Origin of the sequence: Streptomyces sp. NPDC006610 (assembly GCF_040611575.1) — a bacterium.
Lineage (GTDB): Bacteria > Actinomycetota > Actinomycetes > Streptomycetales > Streptomycetaceae > Streptomyces.
In genome coordinates this window covers 353,144-371,807 of sequence record NZ_JBEXOP010000001.1, presented here as the reverse complement: position 1 = coordinate 371,807, position 18,664 = coordinate 353,144, and the positions used below count along the sequence as shown (strand labels likewise).

The following is an 18,664-nucleotide window of genomic DNA, read 5'->3' as shown; positions in this document are numbered from 1 at the left end:
CGGTCTGTCGCAAGAGGTACCCGTGTTGACGCGCCAACCGCTGCGGGCGGACACCCCCGGCCCGTCCCCTTCCCGCCGTACGCGGCCCACCCGCCGTCGTGGCCAGACAGGGTGGGGGGTGCCGCCCCCATGGGGGCGGCCTCCCGTGGGGGCGGGAACGGCCGTGCCGACTTTCCCTCGTCTGGGCTAGTGCGCCAAGTGGCGTTCCACCGTTTCGACCTTGGCGGTCAGGCCGTCCTGCACTCCTGGGCGGATGTCCGCCTTCAGGACCAGGGAGACTCTGGGAGCCCTTGCCTCTACGGCCGCCACCGCGCGCTTGACGACGTCCATGACCTCGTCCCAGTCGCCCTCGATGGACGTGAACATCGCGTCCGTGCGGTTCGGGAGGCCCGACTCGCGGACCACCCTGACCGCGTCGGCGACGTATTCGCCGACGTCCTCGCCCACGCCCAGGGGGGTCACGGAGAAGGCGACGATCATGCCGTGGCCTTTCGGGCCTGCGAGGCGAACACCGCGTTCTCGGCCTCGGTGCGCAGGCGGCGCTCCGCGTAGAAGCCGCCGGCCGGGAGGACCGAGAGGACGAAGTAGAGGGCGGCGGTCTTCAGGGACCACTTGGTGCGGTTCCAGGCGTCCGCCCAGAAGATCACGTAGAGGATGAACAGGACGCCGTGGATCGCGCCCATCACCGGGACCGCGTTGAATTCGGTCGTGCGCTTGAGCACCGAGCAGACGAGCAGGACGAGGAAGGACACCGCCTCGGGCGCCGAGACCAGGCGCAGGCGGCGGAGGGCGGTGGCGGTCTTGAGGTCCACGGGGGTCACCTTCGGGGTCGCTTTGTGAACGGGTGCACAAACTTTCCGTCATTGTGACAAACGCTCGCAGGCCGAGTCCCGGCAGGGGTAGGTACCTTCCTCCCTGTGGCGATGTTTCGACTCCAAGGCAGCAAGGTGCTGGCCGTCGACATGACCGGGGACGCCGTGAAGGCGAAGAACGGCTCGATGGTCGCGTACGACGGGCAGATGACCTTCAAGAAGCTGAGTGGCGGGGGTGAGGGGATACGGGGGATGGTGACCCGGCGTCTCACCGGTGAGCAGATGACCCTGATGGAGGTGACGGGGCACGGGACGTGCTGGTTCGCCGACCGGGCCTCGGAGATCAACCTGGTGGCTCTGCAGGGCGACAAGTTGTTCGTGGAGTCGAGCAATCTGCTCGCCACGGACTCGGGGCTGCGGACGGGGACGTCGTTCACCGGGGTGCGCGGCGCGGCTCAGGGCAACGGGCTGTTCACGACGACGGTCGAGGGGCACGGGCAGGCGGCGATCATGTCGGACGGGCCGGCCGTGGTGCTGCGGGTCAGTCCGCAGTTCCCGCTGAGCGTCGACCCCGGTGCGTACATCGCGCATCAGGGGAACCTCCAGCAGTCCTTCCAGTCCGGGGTGACCTTCCGGACGTTCATGGGCGAGGGCGGCGGCGAGGCCTTCCAGATCAGGTTCGAGGGTGACGGGCTCGTGTACGTGCAGCCCAGCGAGCGGAACACCGTCGCGGGGGGTGTGTGAGATGGGTTTCCGTGAGCTCAACGCGAAGATGATCGAGGCGACCGTCGCCCCGGGTCAGCGGCTGTTCAGTCAGCGCGGGGCCATGCTCGCCTACAAGGGAGAGGTGTCCTTCACGCCCAACATGGCGGGCGGGCAGGGCGGGGTCGTGTCGATGATCGGGCGGCGCGTGGCCGGTGAGGACACGCCGCTCATGACCGTCGAGGGCAGCGGGACCGTGCTGTTCGGGCACGGCGGACACCACGTGCAGGTGATCAATCTCGGCGGGGAGACCCTGTGCGTCGAGGCCGATCGGCTGCTGGCCTTCGAGGGGACCCTGCAGCAGGGGACGCTCTTCCTGGGGTCCCAGGGCGGGGTCATGGGGATGGTCCGCGGGCAGATCAGCGGGCAGGGGCTGTTCACGACCACGCTGACCGGGCACGGGGCCGTGGCCGTGATGGCCCACGGGGGCGTCTTCGAGGTGCCCATCAGACCCGACCGGCCCGTTCACGTCGACCCGCAGGCGTACGTCGCCCACCATGGCGACGTACGGAACAAGCTGTCCACGGCCCTGGGCTGGCGGGACATGGTGGGGCGCGGCTCCGGCGAGGCGTTCCAGCTGGAGCTGAGCGGCAGCGGTGTGGTGTACGTGCAGGCCTCGGAGGAGAAGCTGTGAACGGTGTCTATGGGCCGCCGGGGCCCGTTGTCCACGATCCGATGACGTTGCCCGTCGACGACAACGTCAACCCGTACACCTTCTGTGTGGAACTCAAGGGCAACCAATGGTTCCTCCAGAAGGGCAAGATGATCGCCTACTACGGCGCCATCCAGTTCAACGGCATCGGGCACGGTGCGCTCGACCGGCTGGTGCGGACGTCGTTCCATTCGCCTCTGCACGCGGCCGACTGGGTGGTGGCGGACGGCTCGGGCAAGATGCTGCTGGCCGACCGGGCCTTCGACGTCAATTCGTATGACCTCGAAGACGGCAACTTGACCATTCGCTCCGGCAATCTGCTCGCTTTTCAGCCAACCCTCGCGCTGAAGCAGTCCATCGTCCCGGGCTTTCTGACGCTCATCGGAACCGGGAAGTTCGTGGCCGCGTCCAACGGACCGGTGGTGTTCATGGAACCGCCGATCCGGGTGGACCCGGAGGCGCTCGTCGGGTGGGCCGACTGCCCCTCCCCGTGCCACCACTACGACCACGGCTACATGAGCGGGGTGATGGGCGGTCTACGTGCGCTGACGGGCCTCGGCGGGGCCTCCGGGGAGGAGCACCAGTTCGAGTTCGTCGGGGCGGGCACGGTGCTGCTCCAGTCGTCCGAGGCGCTGATGACCGAACAGCCCGTGGGGGCGGGTCCGCAACAGGCCGGAGGGGGTATGGCCGGAGGGCATGGGGCGCAAGGCGGCACACCGCGTCTTCCCGGACAGCTGGGGGACGTCCAGCGTCGCTTCGGGCTGTGAGCGGTAGTCTGCGGAGTGTGACAGTCGAACGCGTGCGCACTGTCACACGACCCTCACTAGTTCGCCTTTCAACCTTTTAGGTAGACTTCATTCATGGAGACCGAGACGGCCACGCGCTGGCTGACCGATGCGGAGCAGTGTGCTTGGCGCACCCATCTGGACGTCAACAGACTCTTGACGTACCAGCTCGAAAAGGATCTGCAGCCGTTCGGCCTGACGATGAACGACTACGAGATCCTGGTGAACCTCTCGGAGTCGGAGGATTCGCGGATGCGGATGAGCGATCTCGCCGCCGCGACCCTCCAGTCCAAGAGCCGGCTCTCGCACCAGATCACACGCATGGAGAACGCCGGGCTCGTGCGGCGGGAGAACTGCGAGTCGGACCGCCGCGGTCTGTACGCCGTCCTCACCGAGCACGGCATGGAGACCATGCAGAAGGTCGCGCCGCACCATGTGGCGTCCGTGCGCCGGCACTTCATCGACCTGCTGTCCCCCGAGGCCCTGACCGAGCTGGACAAGGCCCTCAAGCCCATCGCGGAGCATCTGCGCGGGCACCGGGGGCGTCCCTGACGAGTCGGTAGCGGGCGCGGGCGGGGCCTCTGCGGGCCCCGCCCGCTCCGTCAGGACCGGGTCAGTTCCGCGATCAGGTCGTCCGCCGCGCGGTACGGGTCCAGTTCGCCGGCGACGATGCGCTCCGCCAGGGCGTCCAGCCGGCGGTCGCCGTGAAGGTCGCCGATGCGTTCGCGAAGGGCGGTGACGGCGATCGTCTCGACCTCGCGGGCGGCGCGGGCCCGTCGGCGCCCGCTCAGGACGCCGTGCTCCTCCATCCACGCCCGGTGCTTCTCCAAGGCCTCCACGACCTCGTCGACGCCCTCGCCGCGCGCCGCCACCGTCTTCACGATCGGCGGGCGCCAGTCGCCGGGGCCCCGCGACTGACCGAGGCCCAGCATGTGGTTCAGCTCGCGTGCGGTGGCGTCGGCCCCGTCGCGGTCGGCCTTGTTGACGACGTAGACGTCGCCGATCTCCAGGATGCCCGCCTTCGCGGCCTGGATGCCGTCCCCCATGCCCGGCGCGAGCAGCACGACGCTGGTGTCGGCCTGCGAGGCGATCTCCACCTCGGACTGGCCGACGCCGACCGTCTCCACCAGGATCACCTCGCAGCCGGCGGCGTCCAGGACGCGGATGGCCTGCGGCGCCGCCCAGGCGAGGCCGCCGAGGTGGCCGCGGGTCGCCATGGAGCGGATGTAGACGCCCGGGTCGGAGGCGTGCTCCGACATGCGGACCCGGTCGCCGAGCAGGGCCCCGCCCGAGAACGGCGAGGACGGGTCCACGGCGAGGACGCCGACCCGCCTGCCCTGCTTGCGGTACGCCGTCACCAGCGCCGACGTGGAGGTCGACTTGCCGACGCCCGGCGAACCCGTCAGGCCGACCACGTAGGCGTTGCCGGTCAGCGGGGCCAGGGCCGCCATCACCTCCCGCAACTGCGGGGACGCCCCCTCCACCAGGGAGATCAGCCGGGCGACGGCACGCGGCCGGCCTTCCCCGGCCTGGGCCACCAGTGAGGAGACGTCCTGCATCACAGCTCCGTTCGAGAGTTCTTCGGCGAGGGTCAGGCCTTCGGCACGCGGATGATCAGGGCGTCGCCCTGACCGCCGCCGCCGCACAGCGCCGCCGCTCCGACGCCGCCGCCGCGCCGCTTCAGCTCCAGCGCCAAGTGCAGCACCAGACGGGCGCCGGACATGCCGATCGGGTGCCCCAGGGCGATGGCGCCGCCGTTCACATTCACCTTTTCGACGGAAACGCCGAGGTCCTTCATTGACTGCACGGCGACCGCGGCGAAGGCCTCGTTGATCTCGATCAGGTCGAGGTCGGCGACGTCCAGGCCCTCCTTCTTCAGCGCGTGCGCGATGGCGTTGGACGGCTGGGACTGCAGGGAGGTGTCGGGGCCCGCCACGTTGCCGTGGGCGCCGATCTCGGCGATCCACTCCAGGCCCAGCTCCTGCGCCTTGGCCTTGCTCATCACGACCACCGCGGCGGCGCCGTCGGAGATCTGCGAGGAGGAGCCGGCGGTGATCGTGCCGTCCTTGGTGAACGCCGGGCGCAGCTTGCCCAGCGACTCGGCGGTCGTGTCGCCGCGGATGCCCTCGTCCTGGCTGACGACCACCGGCTCGCCCTTGCGCTGCGGGATCTCCACGGGGGTGATCTCCGCCTCGAAGACGCCGTTCTTCTGGGCGGCGGCGGCGCGCTGGTGGGACAGCGCGGCGATCTCGTCCTGTTCGGCGCGGCCGATGCCGAGGCGCGTGTTGTGCCGCTCCGTCGACTCGCCCATGGGGATGTTCTCCCACGGGTCGGTCAGACCGTCGTACGCCATCGCGTCCAGCATCTGCACGGCGCCGTACTTGACGCCCTCGCGGGACTTCGGCAGCAGGTGCGGGGCGTTGGTCATGGACTCCTGGCCGCCGGCCACGATCACGTCGAACTCGCCGGCGCGGATGAGCTGGTCGGCGAGCGCGATGGCGTCCAGGCCGGAGAGGCACACCTTGTTGATCGTGAGCGCCGGGACGTTCATCGGGATGCCGGCCTTGACCGCGGCCTGGCGCGCCGGGATCTGCCCCGCCCCGGCCTGCAGCACCTGGCCCATGATCACGTACTGCACCTGGTCGCCGCCGATCCCCGCACGGTCCAGGGCGGCCTTGATAGCGAAGCCGCCGAGGTCGGCTCCGGAGAAGGACTTCAGCGAACCGAGCAACCGCCCCATCGGGGTCCGGGCGCCCGCGACGATGACGGACGTCGTGCCGTTCGTTGCAGATGACATGAGCTGAGATCCCCTTACCGGCCTTGCACGGGCCGAGGAGTGAACGAGGGTTTACTCGAATGTACTGAGCGGTACTCCACCCGTCATCGGGCGGTCGGTGTGATCGCGCGCACGTTGCGTAACCACCTCCGGAACGCTGCACTGAATCCATGCTGACGCGAATCGACCACATCGGAATCGCCTGCCACGACCTCGACGCGACCGTGGAGTTCTACCGGGCCACGTACGGCTTCGAGGTCTTCCACACCGAGGTCAACGAGGAGCAGGGCGTGCGCGAGGCCATGCTCAAGATCAACGATACGTCGGACGGCGGTGCGTCGTACCTCCAGCTTCTCGAACCGATCCGGGAGGACTCCACCGTCGCCAAGTGGCTGGCGAAGAACGGGGAGGGCGTCCACCACATCGCCTTCGGCACCGCGGACGTCGACGCCGACGCCGCCGCCGTGCGGGACAAGGGCGTGCGCGTGCTCTACGACGAGCCCCGCCGCGGCTCCATGGGATCGCGGATCACCTTCCTGCACCCCAAGGACTGCCACGGCGTTCTCACCGAACTGGTCACTTCGGCGCCCGTTGAGTCACCTGAGCACTGATGCTCGTACATAGGGGCCGGTAGGGTTGGGGGCGGTCGCCGCTCCTTCCAGGGCGACCGAGGTCCTGTCGCGTTGACGGCAGGACCGCCGGGGTCCGGGTTTCGGGGGACGAGCGTCGGGGCAGCAGCCCATGCTCCGCCGTTGATCTGACACCATTCCCCGGGGGCCCCGTTCGGCGGATGGACGGAGCTCGTTCGGAAAGACTTGCGACCAGGGGACGGATGGGACCGCGCAGTGCGGGGCTACGAGAGCCAGGAGCGAGAGCCGGCGGCTGACGTCGACCACCTCACTCGGTTCGAAGCCGAGATGAAGCGGCTGAGGACCGAGCGGGAAAAGGCCATCCAGCACGCCGAGGACCTCGGCTACCAGGTCGAGGTGCTGCGCGCCAAGCTGCACGAGGCGCGGCGCACGCTCATGACGCGGCCTGCCTATGACAGTGCTGACATCGGCTACCAGGCCGAGCAGTTGCTGCGCAACGCCCAGATGCAGGCCGACCAGATCCGCGCCGACGCCGAGCGCGAGCTGAGCCAGGCCCGCGCCCAGACCCAGCGCATCCTCCAGGAGCACGCCGAGCAGGCGGCCCGCCTCCAGGCCGAGCTGCACCAGGAGGCCGTGACCCGGCGCCAGCAGCTCGACCAGGAGCTGGCCGAGCGCCGGGCCACCGTCGAGTCCCACGTCAACGAGAACGTCGCGTGGGCGGAGCAGCTGCGCGCCCGCACCGAGCAGCAGGCCCGCCGGCTGCTGGAGGAGTCCCGCGCCGAGGCCGAGCAGGCCATGGCCGCCGCCCGCGCCGAGGCCGAGCGGCTGACCGCCGAGGCCCGTCAGCGGCTGCGCGGCGAGGCCGAGGCCGCCCGCGCCGAGGCGGAGCAGCTGCTGCGGCGCGCCCGCGCGGACGCGGAGCGGCTGCTGAACGCCGCCTCCACCCAGGCCCAGGAGGCCACCGACCACGCCGAGCAGCTGCGCACCACCACGGTCACCGAGTCGGACGCCGCCCGCCGCCAGGCCGCCGAGCTGAGCCGGGCCGCCGAGGCGCGGATGACCGAGGCCGAGGAGGCGCTGCGCAAGGCGCAGTCCGAGGCGGAGAAGCTGGTCACCGAGGCCAAGGAGGCCGCGGCCAAGACCCTCGCGAGCGCCGACTCGGCCAACGAGCTGCGCACCCGTACGGCCAAGGAGCAGGTCGCCCGGCTGGTCAGCGAGGCCACCAAGGAGGCCGAGACCACCAAGGCGGAGGCCGAGCAGCTCGTCGCCGACGCCCGCGCCGAGGCCGAGAAGATCGTCGCGGAGGCCGCCGAGAAGGCCCGCACGATCACCGCCGAGGAGACCGCGACCCAGCTGTCCAAGGCGGCCAGGACCGCCGAGGACGTCCTCAACAAGGCCGCCGAGAACGCCAAGAACACCACCAAGGCCGCCGCCGAGGAGGCCGAGCGGATCCGCCGCGAGGCGGAGGCCGAGGCGGACCGGCTGCGTGCCGAGGCGCACGACATCGCCGAGCAGCTCAAGGGCGCGGCGAAGGACGACACCAAGGAGTACCGCGCCAAGACGGTCGAGCTGCAGGAGGAGGCGCGCCGGCTGCGCGGCGAGGCCGAGCAGCTGCGCTCCGACGCGGTCGCCGAGGGCGAGAAGATCCGCGCCGAGGCCCGCAAGGAGGCCGTGGCGCAGATCGAGGAGGCGGCCAGGACCGCCGAGGAACTGCTCGCCAAGGCCAAGGCGGACGCGGACGAACTGCGCCGGATCGCGACCGCGGACAGCGAGAAGGTCCGCACCGAGGCCATCGAGCGCGCCACCACGCTGCGCCGGCAGGCCGAGGAAACCCTGGAGCGCACCCGCAAGGAGGCCGAGCGCCACCGCGACGAGGTGCTGGAGCAGGCCGAGGGCATCCGCGCGGACGCCGAGCGGGCCGCGCTCGAACTGCGCGAGGAGACCGAGCGCGCCGTCGCGGCCCGGCAGGCGGAGGCCGCCGACGAGCTGGCCCGGCTGCACGCGGACACCGAGGCCCGTCTGGCCGCCGCCGAGCAGGCCCTCACCGACGCCCGCGAGGAGGCCGCGCGGATCCGCCGCGAGGCCACCGAGGAGGCCGACCGGCTGCGCACCGAGGCCGCCGAGCGCATCCGCGCCCTGCAGCAGCAGGCGGAGGCGGAAGCGGAACGGCTGCGCACCGAGGCCGCGTCCGACGCGTCCGCGTCCCGCGCGGAGGGCGAGGCCGTCGCCGTACGGCTGCGGACCGAGGCCGCGACGGAGGCCGAGCGGCTGAAGACCGAGGCGCAGGACACCGCCGACCGGGTGCGCGCCGAGGCGCAGGCCGCGGCCGAACGGCTGGCCGCGGAGGCGTCGGAGACGCTGGCCGCCGCGCAGGAGGAGGCCGTACGGCGTCGGCGCGAGGCCGAGGAGACGCTCGGCGCGGCCCGGCAGGAGGCCGACCAGGAGCGCGAGCGGGCCCGCGAGCAGAGCGAGGAACTGCTGGCCTCTGCGCGCACCCGCGTGGAGGAGGCGCAGGCCGAGGCGGTCCGCCTGGTCGAGGAGGCCGACCGGCGCGCCACCGAGATGGTCTCCGCCGCCGAGGCCCACGCCCAGCAGGTGCGGGACTCCGTCGCCGGGCTGCACGAGCAGGCGCAGGAGGAGATCGCCGGTCTGCGCAGCGCCGCCGAGCACGCGGCGGAGCGCACCCGGCGCGAGGCCGAGGAGGAGGCGGACCGGGTCCGCGCCGACGCCTACGCCGAGCGGGAGCGGGCCAGCGAGGACGCGAGCCGGGTCCGGCGCGAGGCGAGCGAGGAGGCGGAGGCCGCGAAGTCCCTCGCCGAGCGGACCATGGCGGAGGCCATCGCCGAGTCGGAGCGGATGCGCGCCGACGCCGCCGAGCACGCGCAGCGCGCCCGGACCGAGGCGTCGGACGCCATCGCTCAGGCCGACCAGGAGGCGGCGCGCGCCCGTGCGGACGCCCGCGAGGACGCGAACCGGATCCGTTCGGACGCGGCGGCGCAGGCGGACACGCTGATCACCGAGGCGCGCTCCGAGGCGGAGCGGCTCACCACGGAGACGGCCGCCGAGGTCGAGCGGGTGCGGGCCGAGGCGGTCGCCCAGGCCGAGAAGCTGCTCGGGGACGCGAACGGCGAGGCGGAGCGGCTGCGTGCCGAGGCCGCGCAGACGGTCGGCTCCGCGCAGCAGCACGCCGAGCGGGTGCGCGGCGAGTCCGAGCGGGTCAGGGCCGAGGCGCTCGCCGAGGCAGAGCGGGTCACCGCCGCCGCGCGCGACGAGGCCGAGCGGACGCTGGACGCGGCCCGCAAGGAGGCCAACAAGCGGCGTTCGGAGGCCGCCGAGCAGGTCGACAAGCTCATCACGGAGACCGCGGCCGAGGCCGACAAGCTGCTCGCCGAGGCGCAGGCGCAGGCGCTCAAGACCACCGCGGACGCCGAGGCGCAGGCCGACACCATGGTCGGCGCGGCCCGCAAGGAGGCCGAGCGGCTGGTCGCGGAGGCCACGGTCGAGGGCAACTCCCGGGTGGAGAAGGCCCGCACGGACGCCGACGAGTTGCTGGTCGGCGCCCGCCGGGACGCCACCGCCGTCCGGGAGCGCGCCGAGGAGCTGCGCGCCCGGATCACCGCCGAGATCGAGGAGCTGCACGAGCGGGCCCGCCGGGAGGCGGCCGAGACGATGAAGTCGACCGGCGACCGCTGCGACGCGCTGATCAAGGCCGCCGAGGAGCAGCTCGCCAAGGCCCAGGCGAAGGCGAAGGAGCTGGTGTCGGAGGCCAACTCCGAGGCCGGCAAGGTGCGCATCGCCGCCGTGAAGAAGGCCGAGGCCCTGCTGAAGGAGGCCGAGCAGAAGAAGGCCACCCTCATCCGGGAGGCCGAGGAGCTGAAGGCCGAGGCGATCCGCGAGGCCCGGCGCACGGTCGAGGAGGGCAAGCGCGAGCTGGAGGTCCTGGTGCGCCGGCGCGAGGACATCAACGCCGAGATCTCCCGGGTGCAGGACGTGCTGGAGGCGCTGGAGTCGTTCGAGGCGCCGCCGTCCGGCAAGGACGGCGCGGTCAAGGCCGGGGCGGCCGTGGGACCGCCGCGCTCGGGCGGCAAGGCGTCGGACGGGTAGCCGTGGCGACCGTTGGAGATCGTCTGAAAGTGTTTGGCCTGATTTCCGGAAGCTCGTGCGCTGGTCAGCCGTCCAAATGGGGTGTCATTCTCCAGATCAAACCCGTATCCGCTCGATGACACACCGCTTCGGCCCCTAGGATTCCACCTATCACCTCACCGGTCTCATTCGACAGGAACCCCATGAGCGACACTTCCCCCTACGGCTTCGAGCTTGTGCGGCGTGGGTACGACCGCGCTCAGGTGGACGAACGGATCTCCAAGCTCGTCTCCGACCGTGACAGCGCTCTCGCCCGCATCACCGCTCTGGAAAAGCGCATCGAGGAGCTCCACCTCGAGACGCAGAACGCCCAGGCCGCCGTGACCGACGCGGAGCCGTCGTACGCGGGTCTCGGCGCGCGCGTCGAGAAGATCCTCCGCCTCGCGGAGGAGGAGGCGAAGGACCTGCGCGAGGAGGCCCGGCGCGCGGCCGAGCAGCACCGTGAGCTGGCCGAGTCGGCGGCCCAGCAGGTGCGCAACGACGCCGAGTCGTTCGCGGCGGAGCGCAAGGCCAAGGCCGAGGACGAGGGCGTCCGGATCGTCGAGAAGGCCAAGGGCGAGGCCGCCCAGCTGCGTGCGGACGCGCAGAAGGACGCGCAGTCCAAGCGCGAGGAGGCCGACGCGCTCTTCGAGGAGACTCGCGCCAAGGCCGCTCAGGCCGCCGCCGACTTCGAGACCAACCTGGCCAAGCGCCGCGAGCAGTCCGAGCGCGACCTGGCGTCCCGTCAGGCCAAGGCCGAGAAGCGGCTCGCGGAGATCGAGCACCGGGCGGAGCAGCTGCGCCTGGAGGCCGAGAAGCTGCGCACCGACGCCGAGCGCCGCGCCCGCCAGACGGTGGAGACCGCCCAGCGTCAGGCCGAGGACATCGTCGCCGACGCCAACGCCAAGGCGGACCGCATCCGTTCGGAATCCGAGCGCGAGCTGGCCGCTCTGACCAACCGCCGCGACTCCATCAACGCCCAGCTGACGAACGTCCGCGAGATGCTCGCCACGCTCACCGGCGCCGCGGTGGCCGCGACCGGCCCCGCCGACGACGAGTCCGTCTCCCGCGGCGTCCCGGCGCAGCAGTCCCGGTAAGCAGTAGGCAGTACACGGCGTACCCTCCGCGAGGCCCTCCGTCACTGAAGTGGCAGGGGGCCTCGTGCCGTTTTAGCGTGGCCGCATGATCGAGCTCGAGGGGCTGACCAAGCGGTACGGCGAGAAGGTCGCGGTGAACGGGCTGACGTTCACCGTGCGGCCCGGCGTCGTCACCGGCTTCCTCGGTCCCAACGGCGCCGGCAAGTCGACCACCATGCGGATGATGCTGGGCCTGGACCGGCCCACCGCGGGGGACGTGCGCATCGACGGCGTCCACTACGACCGGCTGAAGGACCCGCTGAAGTACATCGGCGCCCTGCTCGACGCCAAGGCCGTGCACGGCGGCCGCAGCGCCCGCAACCATCTGCTGTGCCTGGCGCAGAGCAACGGCATCCCCGAACGGCGGGTGGCCGAGGTGCTGGACACGGTGGGCCTGACGGCCGTCGCCCGGAAGAAGGCCAAGGGGTTCTCGCTGGGCATGGGCCAGCGGCTGGGCATCGCCGCCGCGCTGCTGGGCGATCCGCGCATCCTGATGTTCGACGAGCCGGTGAACGGGCTGGACCCCGAGGGCATCCACTGGATCCGCCATCTGATGAAGTCGCTGGCCGCCCAGGGCCGTACGGTGTTCGTCTCCTCGCATCTGATGAGCGAGATGGCGCTGACGGCCGACCACCTCGTCGTCATCGGCCAGGGCCGGCTGCTGGCGGACACCTCCATGGCCGACTTCATCGCGCGGAACAGCCGCACGTACACCCGGATCCGCTCCCCCGAGCGGGAGCGGCTGCTGGACGCGCTGCACGGGGCCGGGATGACGGTGGTGGAGAACGGCGGCGGCGCGCTGGAGGTGGACGGCGCCGGTGCGGAGCGGATCGGCGAGCTGGCCGCGCGGCACGGGATCACGCTGCACGAGCTGAGCCCGCAACGCGCCTCGCTGGAGGAGGCGTTCATGCGGCTGACGGCGGAGTCGGTGGAGTACCACGCGCACTCCGACTCCCCGGAGCCGCCGGCGGCCTGGGGCGAGGGCTGGAGGAAGGCAAGCACATGACGGCGGCCCAGGTCATCCGCTCCGAATGGACGAAGATCCGCTCCGTGGCGTCCACCGTGTGGACGCTGTCGCTCGCCGTGGTCGTGACGATCGCGCTGGGCATGCTGATCTCGGCGCTGTCGAAGAGCGAGTTCGACCGGATGGACGAACGCGACCGGCTCTCCTTCGATCCGACGTTCATCAGCTTCGCCGGGATGAGCCTCGGCCAGCTGGCGATGATCGTCTTCGGGGTGCTGGTGGTGTCGAACGAGTACAGCTCCGGCATGATCCGCACCTCCCTCGCGGCGGTGCCGCAGCGCGGGACGTTCCTGTTCGGGAAGCTGGCGGTGGCCACGGCGCTGGCGCTGGCGGTCGGCATGGCGACGAGCTTCGCCGCGTTCTTCCTGGGGCAGGCGATGCTCGGCGAGCTGCGGGCGTCGCTCGGCGACCCGGGGGTGCTGCGGGCGGTGCTCGGCGGCGGGATCTACATGACGCTGATCGCGATGTTCTCCATGGGCGTCGCGGCGATGCTGCGCTCGCCCATGCTGTCGCTGGGCATCCTGATGCCGTTCTTCTTCCTGATCTCCAGCATCCTCGGCAACGTCCCGGCCACCGAGAAGGTCGGCCGGTTCCTGCCCGACCAGGCCGGCAGCCGGATCATGCAGGTGGTCACCCCGGTGGACGACGACACCCCGTACGGCCCCTGGGGCGGGCTGCTGATCATGCTGGCGTGGGTGGCGGCGGCGGTCGCCGGCGGCTATCTGGTGCTGAGGCGGCGGGACGCCTAGCCGCACTGTGCACGGAGCGTTCTTTTGCCCGCGCTTGAAGGGAACCGGCGGGGCCTGGATATCCTCCTAAGCCTTACGGGGGCGTGTGCCCCGCTGTCCAGGACCTTTCGATGGGTGCGGAGCATGATCGAGGCAGTCGGCCTGACCAAGCGCTACGGCGACAAGACCGCTGTGCACAACCTTTCCTTCCAGGTGCGGCCCGGAGCCGTCACGGGCTTCCTCGGGCCGAACGGCTCCGGCAAGTCGACGACGATGCGGATGATCCTCGGCCTGGACAACCCCACCTCCGGGCAGGTGACGATCGGCGGCTACCCCTACCGCAAGCTGCCGAACGCCCCCCGCCAGGTCGGCGCCCTGCTCGACGCCAAGGCGGTCCACGGCGGCCGGTCCGCCCGCAACCACCTGCTGAGCCTCGCCCAGCTGTCCGGCATCCCGGCCCGCCGCGTGGACGAGGTGCTCGGCGTGGTGGGCCTCCAGGACGTCGCCAAGCGGCGCTCCAAGGGCTTCTCCCTCGGCATGGGCCAGCGGCTCGGCATCGCCGGCGCGCTCCTCGGCGACCCCCAGGTGCTGCTGTTCGACGAGCCGGTCAACGGCCTCGACCCCGAGGGCATCCTCTGGGTGCGCAACCTGATGAAGTCGCTCGCCGCGGAGGGCCGCACGGTCTTCGTCTCCTCCCACCTGATGAGCGAGATGGCGCTGACGGCCGACCACCTCATCGTCATCGGACGCGGTCAGCTGCTCGCCGACATGAGCGTGCAGGACTTCATCGCGGCGAACTCCGCGGGCTTCGCGCGCGTGCGCACCCCGGACACCGAGCCGCAGCTGCGCGAGAAGCTGGCCTCCGCGCTGGCCGAGGCGGGCGGGCACGTGCTGCCCGAGCCGGACGGGGCGCTGCGGGTGACGGGACTGCCGCTGCCCCGCATCAGCGACATCGCGCACGACACGGACGTACGGCTGTGGGAGCTGTCGCCGCACCAGGCCTCGCTGGAGGAGGCGTACATGCGGATGACGCAGTCGGTGGTGGACTACCGCTCGACGGCCGACCAGAAGGCCGGACTGATGCAGCCGCTGCCGGCGGGCGCGCAGCCGCCGGTCCCGGTGCCCGGCCAGGGCCAGCCGGGCTGGTACGCCCCGCCGCCGCCCCAGCAGGGCGGTCAGCCCTTCGCGGGCCCGTACGGCGGCCCTCAGCCGTCCGCGCCCGCCCAGGGCGGTACGCCGAACCCGTACGCGCAGCCGGCGCCGCAGCCGCCCGCCCAGGCCCCCGCGCAGCCCGCCCAGGCCCCCGCGCAGCCGCCCGCCGCGGCCCCCTCCGCCTCTGCTCCCGCCGACCAGACCAAGCCCGAGGACGCCCGATGAGCACGCCCCAGCCCTCCACGCCACAGGCCGCGCCCCAGTGGGGAGCGCCCTCCGGCGCCCCGTACCCCGGTTACACCTCGCCGATCCCGGTCGTGCGCACGCACCTCGGGCACGCCGTCGCCTCCGAGTGGACGAAGATCCGGTCGGTGCGCTCCACGATGTGGACGCTGGGCGTGTTCGTGCTGCTCGTCGTCGGCATCGGGCTGTCCACCGGCGCGCTGGTCGCCGGCTCCTCGGAGGCCGACCTGGGCGGCGAGAGCCCGCTCGCGCTCGGCTTCTTCGGGCTGCTGCTGGGCTGCATGTGCATCATCACGCTGGGCGTGCTGACGACGGCCTCGGAGTACGGCACCGGGATGATCCGGACCACGATGACCGCGTGCCCCTCGCGCGCCCGGGTGCTGGCGGCGAAGGCGATCGTGTTCTTCACGGTCGCGTTCGTGGTGACGCTGGTCTCCTCCGGCTTCGTCGCCCTGGCGCAGGTCGGCATGGTGAGCGAGGCGCGCGAACCGTCCGGCGGCGAGTGGTTGAGGGGGACGGTCGGCGTCTCCCTCTACATCGCGCTGCTGGGCCTGCTCTCGCTCGTGGTCGGCTCGATCGTGCGGCACTCGGCGGGCGCCATCACCATCATGATCGCGGCGGTGCTGGCGCCGCTGGTGATCGCGCTGTTCATGTTCTCGTCGTCGCTGGAGGACCTGCGCGAGGCGCTGTTCGAGTACTCCATCCCGAACCAGCTGAGCGTGTTCTACGCCAACTCCCTCAGCGAGTCCGGCCCCTCGGGCTGGGACCCGCTGTGGATCATGCTGGGCGTCACGGCGGTCGCGTTCGCCGGGGCCGTCGTGCTGCTGGAGAAGCGGGACGTCTGAGGCTCCCGGGGGCCGGCGTCCGGGCCGCCCTAGAACTTCGGCGCGTTTCGGGACCGCTGCACCCGGGTGGTGCGGCGGTCCCGCGCGTTCCAGCAGGACTTGTGCCAGTGCCGGCGGTCGTCCACGCCCGCGTGCTCGGGCCAGGCCACGACGTGCGGCACCCCGGAGGGGATGAGCTGGTCGCAGCCGGGGCAGCGGTACGACTTGCCCTGCGAGGAGGCGCCGGCGACATGGCGCACGCTCCAGCCGTCGCCCTGCCAGTCCTCGGTGGACTGCCAGCCGCCGTAGCGGCCCGGGCGGTCGTCCTCGGCACTCCGGCCGGAGGAGCCTGAGCCCTTGGGTCGGTTGCGGCGCGGCGACACGGGACACCTCACGGAGTTGTCGGGGAGTGTTCGCGACAAGCCTACGCGTCCCCCGTAGGGGTACCCGGAAGGGTCCGAAGCTCACAAGTCCCCCGCGCGCGCCACCGATTCTGCCGACAATCCGCAAATCCCTCCGCCCGCCCGTGTCCTCGGTACGTGTCGGCCGGTTATGCCCGTGGGGGAGCTCCGTGTCGGAGCCAAGGAAGCAGGAATTGCGATGCGCGTAGGAACATTCGTGCTGGCCGCCCAGTTCCCGGGGCAGGGCCAGGGGGAGGCGCTGCACCGCGCGGTCCGCTCGGCGGAGGCCGCGGAGGAGGCGGGGCTCGACTCGGTCTGGCTGGCCGAACACCACTTCGTGCCGTACGGGACGTGCCCGTCGGCCGTCACCCTCGCCGGGTTCCTTCTCGGCCGCACCCGCCGCATCCGGGTCGGCACGGCGGTGAGCGTGCTGCCGACCGCCCACCCGGTCGCCCTCGGCGAGCAGGCCGCGCTGCTGCACATCGCGAGCGGTGGCCGGTTCTCGCTGGGCGTGGGGCGGGGCGGCCCCTGGGTGGACCTGGAGGTGTTCGGGTCGGGCCTGGAGGCGTACGAGAAAGGGCTCCCGGAATCGCTCGATCTGCTGCTGCGCTGGCTGCGCGAGCCGGCCGTCGCGGGCACCGGCGAGCGCTTCGCCTTCCGCGAGGTGCCCGTGGTGCCCCGGCCCGCGGAGGCGCTGACGGACGCGCCGGGTCCGGAGGTGCTGCTGGCCTGCACCTCCCCGCAGGGCGTGCGCACGGCCGCCGAGCGCGGGCTGCCGATGCTGCTCGGCATGCACATCGGGGACGAGGAGAAGGCCGAGATGGTCGCCCTGTGGCGGCGGCACGCACGCGCCTGCGGACGCCCTGCGGCGGAGATCGCCGGCGCGGCCCATGTCTCGGCCGGCGTCTGCCAGATCGCCGACCAACGCACCGACGCGGCCGAGACGCTGCTGAAGGCAATGCCGGGCTGGCTGCGCCAGGGGCTCGACGCCCATGTCACGGTGGACGGCCGCGAGCGCCGGATGCGCGATCCGCTGGCATACACGGAACTGCTCTGCGGACTGCACCCGGTGGGCCCGCCGCGGCTGTGCGCCGACCGGCTGGCGGCGACCGGCGAGCGCACGGGCGTCACCCGCTTCGCCCTGCTGGTCGAGGGCTCCGGCGACCTGGCGACGACGGAGGAGAACGTACGGCGGCTGGGCGCGGAGGTGCTGCCGCAGCTGACGTGACCGGGGCCGCGCCGGCGTGCCGCGCGGCGTGGTGGGCTTGCCGCTCCGGTACGGATCGCACCTCCCCCGCGTACGGAGCGGCAAGCGAGCGGATCGCCGCCGTCAGCAGTCCCGCAGCTCCGGGGACTGGTTGAGCAGCTGGCTGCGGACCGAGGTGAAGCGGGTCAGCGTCGCGTCCGCCGAGGCGTCCAGCGGGAACACGGCCACCCGGTGGCAGTTCTGGAACGCCAGCCGCACCCCGAAGTGCCGCTGCAGCGCACCGCGAATGGCGTCACTCGCCAGCGCACGCAGCAGCTGACCGCGTGCCTGCTCGTCCGGCGGGGGCGTCAGGTTGTCGGCGAACTGTCCGCCGTCCACCTTCAGCTGGGCCACCAGGGAGCTGATCATCTCCCATGCGTAGGGCAGGGAGGTCCGGACGCAGTCGACGAAGGCAGCTTCGTCGACCTCGCCTCGCTCGGCCTGTTCGAGTAGGGCCGGTGAGACGTCGAGCGACATGGGTTCTCCTCTCGCACCCCCAACGAGCAGGGGTTGCCGGACAGATGAGGGAGCACGCACGGCGAACACGCTGGGTACACGCGCGGCGACCTCCCGTTTATACGGTAGGCAACTGCCGGAGGCGGCACCAGGAGAATGCCGACACAGACGCGTTCCGTTGTGTTCACTATCGGCCATTGCCGAACAGGTCTCTTCCAGGGCGAATCGCGTGCGCTCTCGTCCGTCGAGTAGCGTTGCCGACCATGCGTCTCGTCATTGCCCGATGCTCCGTCGACTACGCGGGCCGGCTCACCGCCCACCTTCCGACCGCTCCCCGTCTGATCCTGGTGAAGGCGGACGGCAGCGTCTCGATCCACGCGGACGACCGGGCCTACAAGCCCCTGAACTGGATGTCGCCGCCCTGCACGCTGAAGGAGGGGACCGGCGAGGAGGCCGGCGTCTGGACCGTCGTGAACAAGGCCGGCGAGAAGCTGATCATCACGATGGAGGAGGTGCTGCACGACTCCTCGCACGAACTCGGCGTCGATCCCGGCCTGATCAAGGACGGCGTGGAAGCGCACCTCCAGGAACTGCTCGCCGACCGCATCGAGACCCTCGGCGAGGGCTACACGCTGATCCGCCGCGAGTACATGACGGCCATCGGCCCGGTCGACATCCTGTGCCGCGACGCCGAGGGGCGGACCGTCGCCGTGGAGATCAAGCGGCGCGGCGAGATCGACGGCGTGGAGCAGCTCACCCGCTATCTGGAGCTGCTGAACCGCGACCCGCATCTGGCGCCGGTGCGCGGCATCTTCGCCGCGCAGGAGATCAAGCCGCAGGCACGTGTCCTCGCCACGGACCGCGGCATCGGCTGCCATGTGCTGGACTACGACGCCCTGCGCGGCATCGAGGACGACAAGCTGCGGCTTTTCTGACCCGCACCTGTGCCCCACCC

At 71.7% G+C, this 18,664-nt stretch carries 19 protein-coding genes; 13 read left to right on the top strand and 6 right to left on the bottom strand.

Features of this window, described 5'->3' with window-relative positions; all coding sequences use genetic code 11:
* Positions 1–186 precede the first annotated feature (186 nt).
* Together ABZY13_RS01750 and ABZY13_RS01745 are read right to left on the bottom strand one after the other, a co-directional pair.
* Entirely contained in the window at positions 187–480 is a 294-nt protein-coding gene (locus ABZY13_RS01750; RefSeq protein ID WP_356626795.1) for an MTH1187 family thiamine-binding protein, read from the bottom strand.
* A complete protein-coding gene (locus ABZY13_RS01745) occupies positions 477–812 on the bottom strand; it encodes a DUF3817 domain-containing protein (protein ID WP_356626793.1) in 336 nt (111 codons plus the stop codon). The genes ABZY13_RS01750 and ABZY13_RS01745 overlap by 4 nt, the downstream gene beginning before the upstream one ends.
* Before the next feature lie 111 nt (positions 813–923).
* Between ABZY13_RS01745 and ABZY13_RS01740 the strand changes: the two genes are divergently transcribed.
* From ABZY13_RS01740 to ABZY13_RS01725, 4 genes are all read left to right on the top strand, one after another.
* Positions 924–1,556 carry an AIM24 family protein gene (locus ABZY13_RS01740; RefSeq protein ID WP_356626818.1) on the top strand — a complete coding sequence of 211 codons (633 nt, stop codon included), beginning with the start codon at positions 924–926 and terminating at the stop codon, positions 1,554–1,556.
* 1 nt (position 1,557) lies between these two features.
* Complete coding sequence (locus ABZY13_RS01735; RefSeq protein WP_356626791.1) at positions 1,558–2,208, top strand: AIM24 family protein; 651 nt, start codon at positions 1,558–1,560, stop codon at positions 2,206–2,208.
* Between the two features lie 41 nt (positions 2,209–2,249).
* Positions 2,250–2,993, top strand: a complete 744-nt coding sequence (locus ABZY13_RS01730; protein WP_356626816.1) for an AIM24 family protein — start codon at positions 2,250–2,252, stop codon at positions 2,991–2,993.
* A 93-nt stretch (positions 2,994–3,086) separates the two neighbouring features.
* Complete coding sequence (locus ABZY13_RS01725) at positions 3,087–3,563, top strand: MarR family transcriptional regulator (RefSeq protein ID WP_356626789.1); 477 nt, start codon at positions 3,087–3,089, stop codon at positions 3,561–3,563.
* A 50-nt stretch (positions 3,564–3,613) separates the two neighbouring features.
* Here the strand turns inward: ABZY13_RS01725 and meaB are convergent, their stop codons facing one another.
* Entirely contained in the window at positions 3,614–4,570 is a 957-nt protein-coding gene (gene meaB / locus ABZY13_RS01720; RefSeq protein ID WP_356626787.1) for a methylmalonyl Co-A mutase-associated GTPase MeaB, read from the bottom strand.
* Between the two features lie 32 nt (positions 4,571–4,602).
* On the bottom strand, positions 4,603–5,808 hold the full coding sequence (locus ABZY13_RS01715) for an acetyl-CoA C-acetyltransferase (RefSeq protein ID WP_356626785.1): 1,206 nt from the start codon (positions 5,806–5,808) through the stop codon (positions 4,603–4,605).
* Between the two features lie 149 nt (positions 5,809–5,957).
* On the opposite strand from ABZY13_RS01715, the gene mce reads away from it, so the two are divergent.
* The 7 genes from mce (at position 5,958) to ABZY13_RS01680 (ending at position 15,627) form a co-directional block, all read left to right on the top strand.
* Entirely contained in the window at positions 5,958–6,398 is a 441-nt protein-coding gene (gene mce, locus ABZY13_RS01710; RefSeq protein WP_356626783.1) for a methylmalonyl-CoA epimerase, read from the top strand.
* 234 nt (positions 6,399–6,632) lie between these two features.
* The gene (scy, locus tag ABZY13_RS01705) at positions 6,633–10,481 is read left to right on the top strand and encodes a polarized growth protein Scy (RefSeq protein WP_356626781.1); all 3,849 of its coding nucleotides are present in this window, start codon (positions 6,633–6,635) and stop codon (positions 10,479–10,481) included.
* A gap of 182 nt (positions 10,482–10,663) precedes the next feature.
* Complete coding sequence (locus tag ABZY13_RS01700; RefSeq protein WP_356626779.1) at positions 10,664–11,596, top strand: cellulose-binding protein; 933 nt, start codon at positions 10,664–10,666, stop codon at positions 11,594–11,596.
* Positions 11,597–11,681: 85 nt separating this feature from the next.
* A complete protein-coding gene (locus tag ABZY13_RS01695) occupies positions 11,682–12,641 on the top strand; it encodes an ABC transporter ATP-binding protein (protein WP_356626777.1) in 960 nt (319 codons plus the stop codon).
* Positions 12,638–13,408: an ABC transporter permease gene (locus ABZY13_RS01690; protein WP_356626775.1), complete on the top strand. Its 771-nt coding sequence runs from the start codon at positions 12,638–12,640 to the stop codon at positions 13,406–13,408. The genes ABZY13_RS01695 and ABZY13_RS01690 overlap by 4 nt, the downstream gene beginning before the upstream one ends.
* 123 nt (positions 13,409–13,531) lie before the next feature.
* Positions 13,532–14,764, top strand: coding sequence for an ABC transporter ATP-binding protein (locus ABZY13_RS01685; RefSeq protein ID WP_356626773.1), 1,233 nt, complete (start codon positions 13,532–13,534; stop codon positions 14,762–14,764).
* The gene (locus ABZY13_RS01680) at positions 14,761–15,627 is read left to right on the top strand and encodes an ABC transporter permease subunit (protein WP_356626772.1); all 867 of its coding nucleotides are present in this window, start codon (positions 14,761–14,763) and stop codon (positions 15,625–15,627) included. The genes ABZY13_RS01685 and ABZY13_RS01680 overlap by 4 nt, the downstream gene beginning before the upstream one ends.
* 29 nt (positions 15,628–15,656) lie before the next feature.
* Here ABZY13_RS01680 and ABZY13_RS01675 read toward each other — a convergent pair whose 3' ends face one another.
* The gene (locus tag ABZY13_RS01675; protein ID WP_356626770.1) at positions 15,657–15,989 is read right to left on the bottom strand and encodes an ATP/GTP-binding protein; all 333 of its coding nucleotides are present in this window, start codon (positions 15,987–15,989) and stop codon (positions 15,657–15,659) included.
* Positions 15,990–16,206: 217 nt separating this feature from the next.
* On the opposite strand from ABZY13_RS01675, the gene ABZY13_RS01670 reads away from it, so the two are divergent.
* A complete protein-coding gene (locus ABZY13_RS01670; protein WP_356626768.1) occupies positions 16,207–17,235 on the top strand; it encodes an LLM class flavin-dependent oxidoreductase in 1,029 nt (342 codons plus the stop codon).
* A gap of 102 nt (positions 17,236–17,337) precedes the next feature.
* Here ABZY13_RS01670 and ABZY13_RS01665 read toward each other — a convergent pair whose 3' ends face one another.
* Positions 17,338–17,730: an SCO5389 family protein gene (locus tag ABZY13_RS01665; RefSeq protein WP_356626766.1), complete on the bottom strand. Its 393-nt coding sequence runs from the start codon at positions 17,728–17,730 to the stop codon at positions 17,338–17,340.
* A gap of 242 nt (positions 17,731–17,972) precedes the next feature.
* On the opposite strand from ABZY13_RS01665, the gene nucS reads away from it, so the two are divergent.
* Positions 17,973–18,644, top strand: coding sequence for an endonuclease NucS (gene nucS / locus ABZY13_RS01660; protein ID WP_356626764.1), 672 nt, complete (start codon positions 17,973–17,975; stop codon positions 18,642–18,644).
* Positions 18,645–18,664 lie beyond the last annotated feature (20 nt).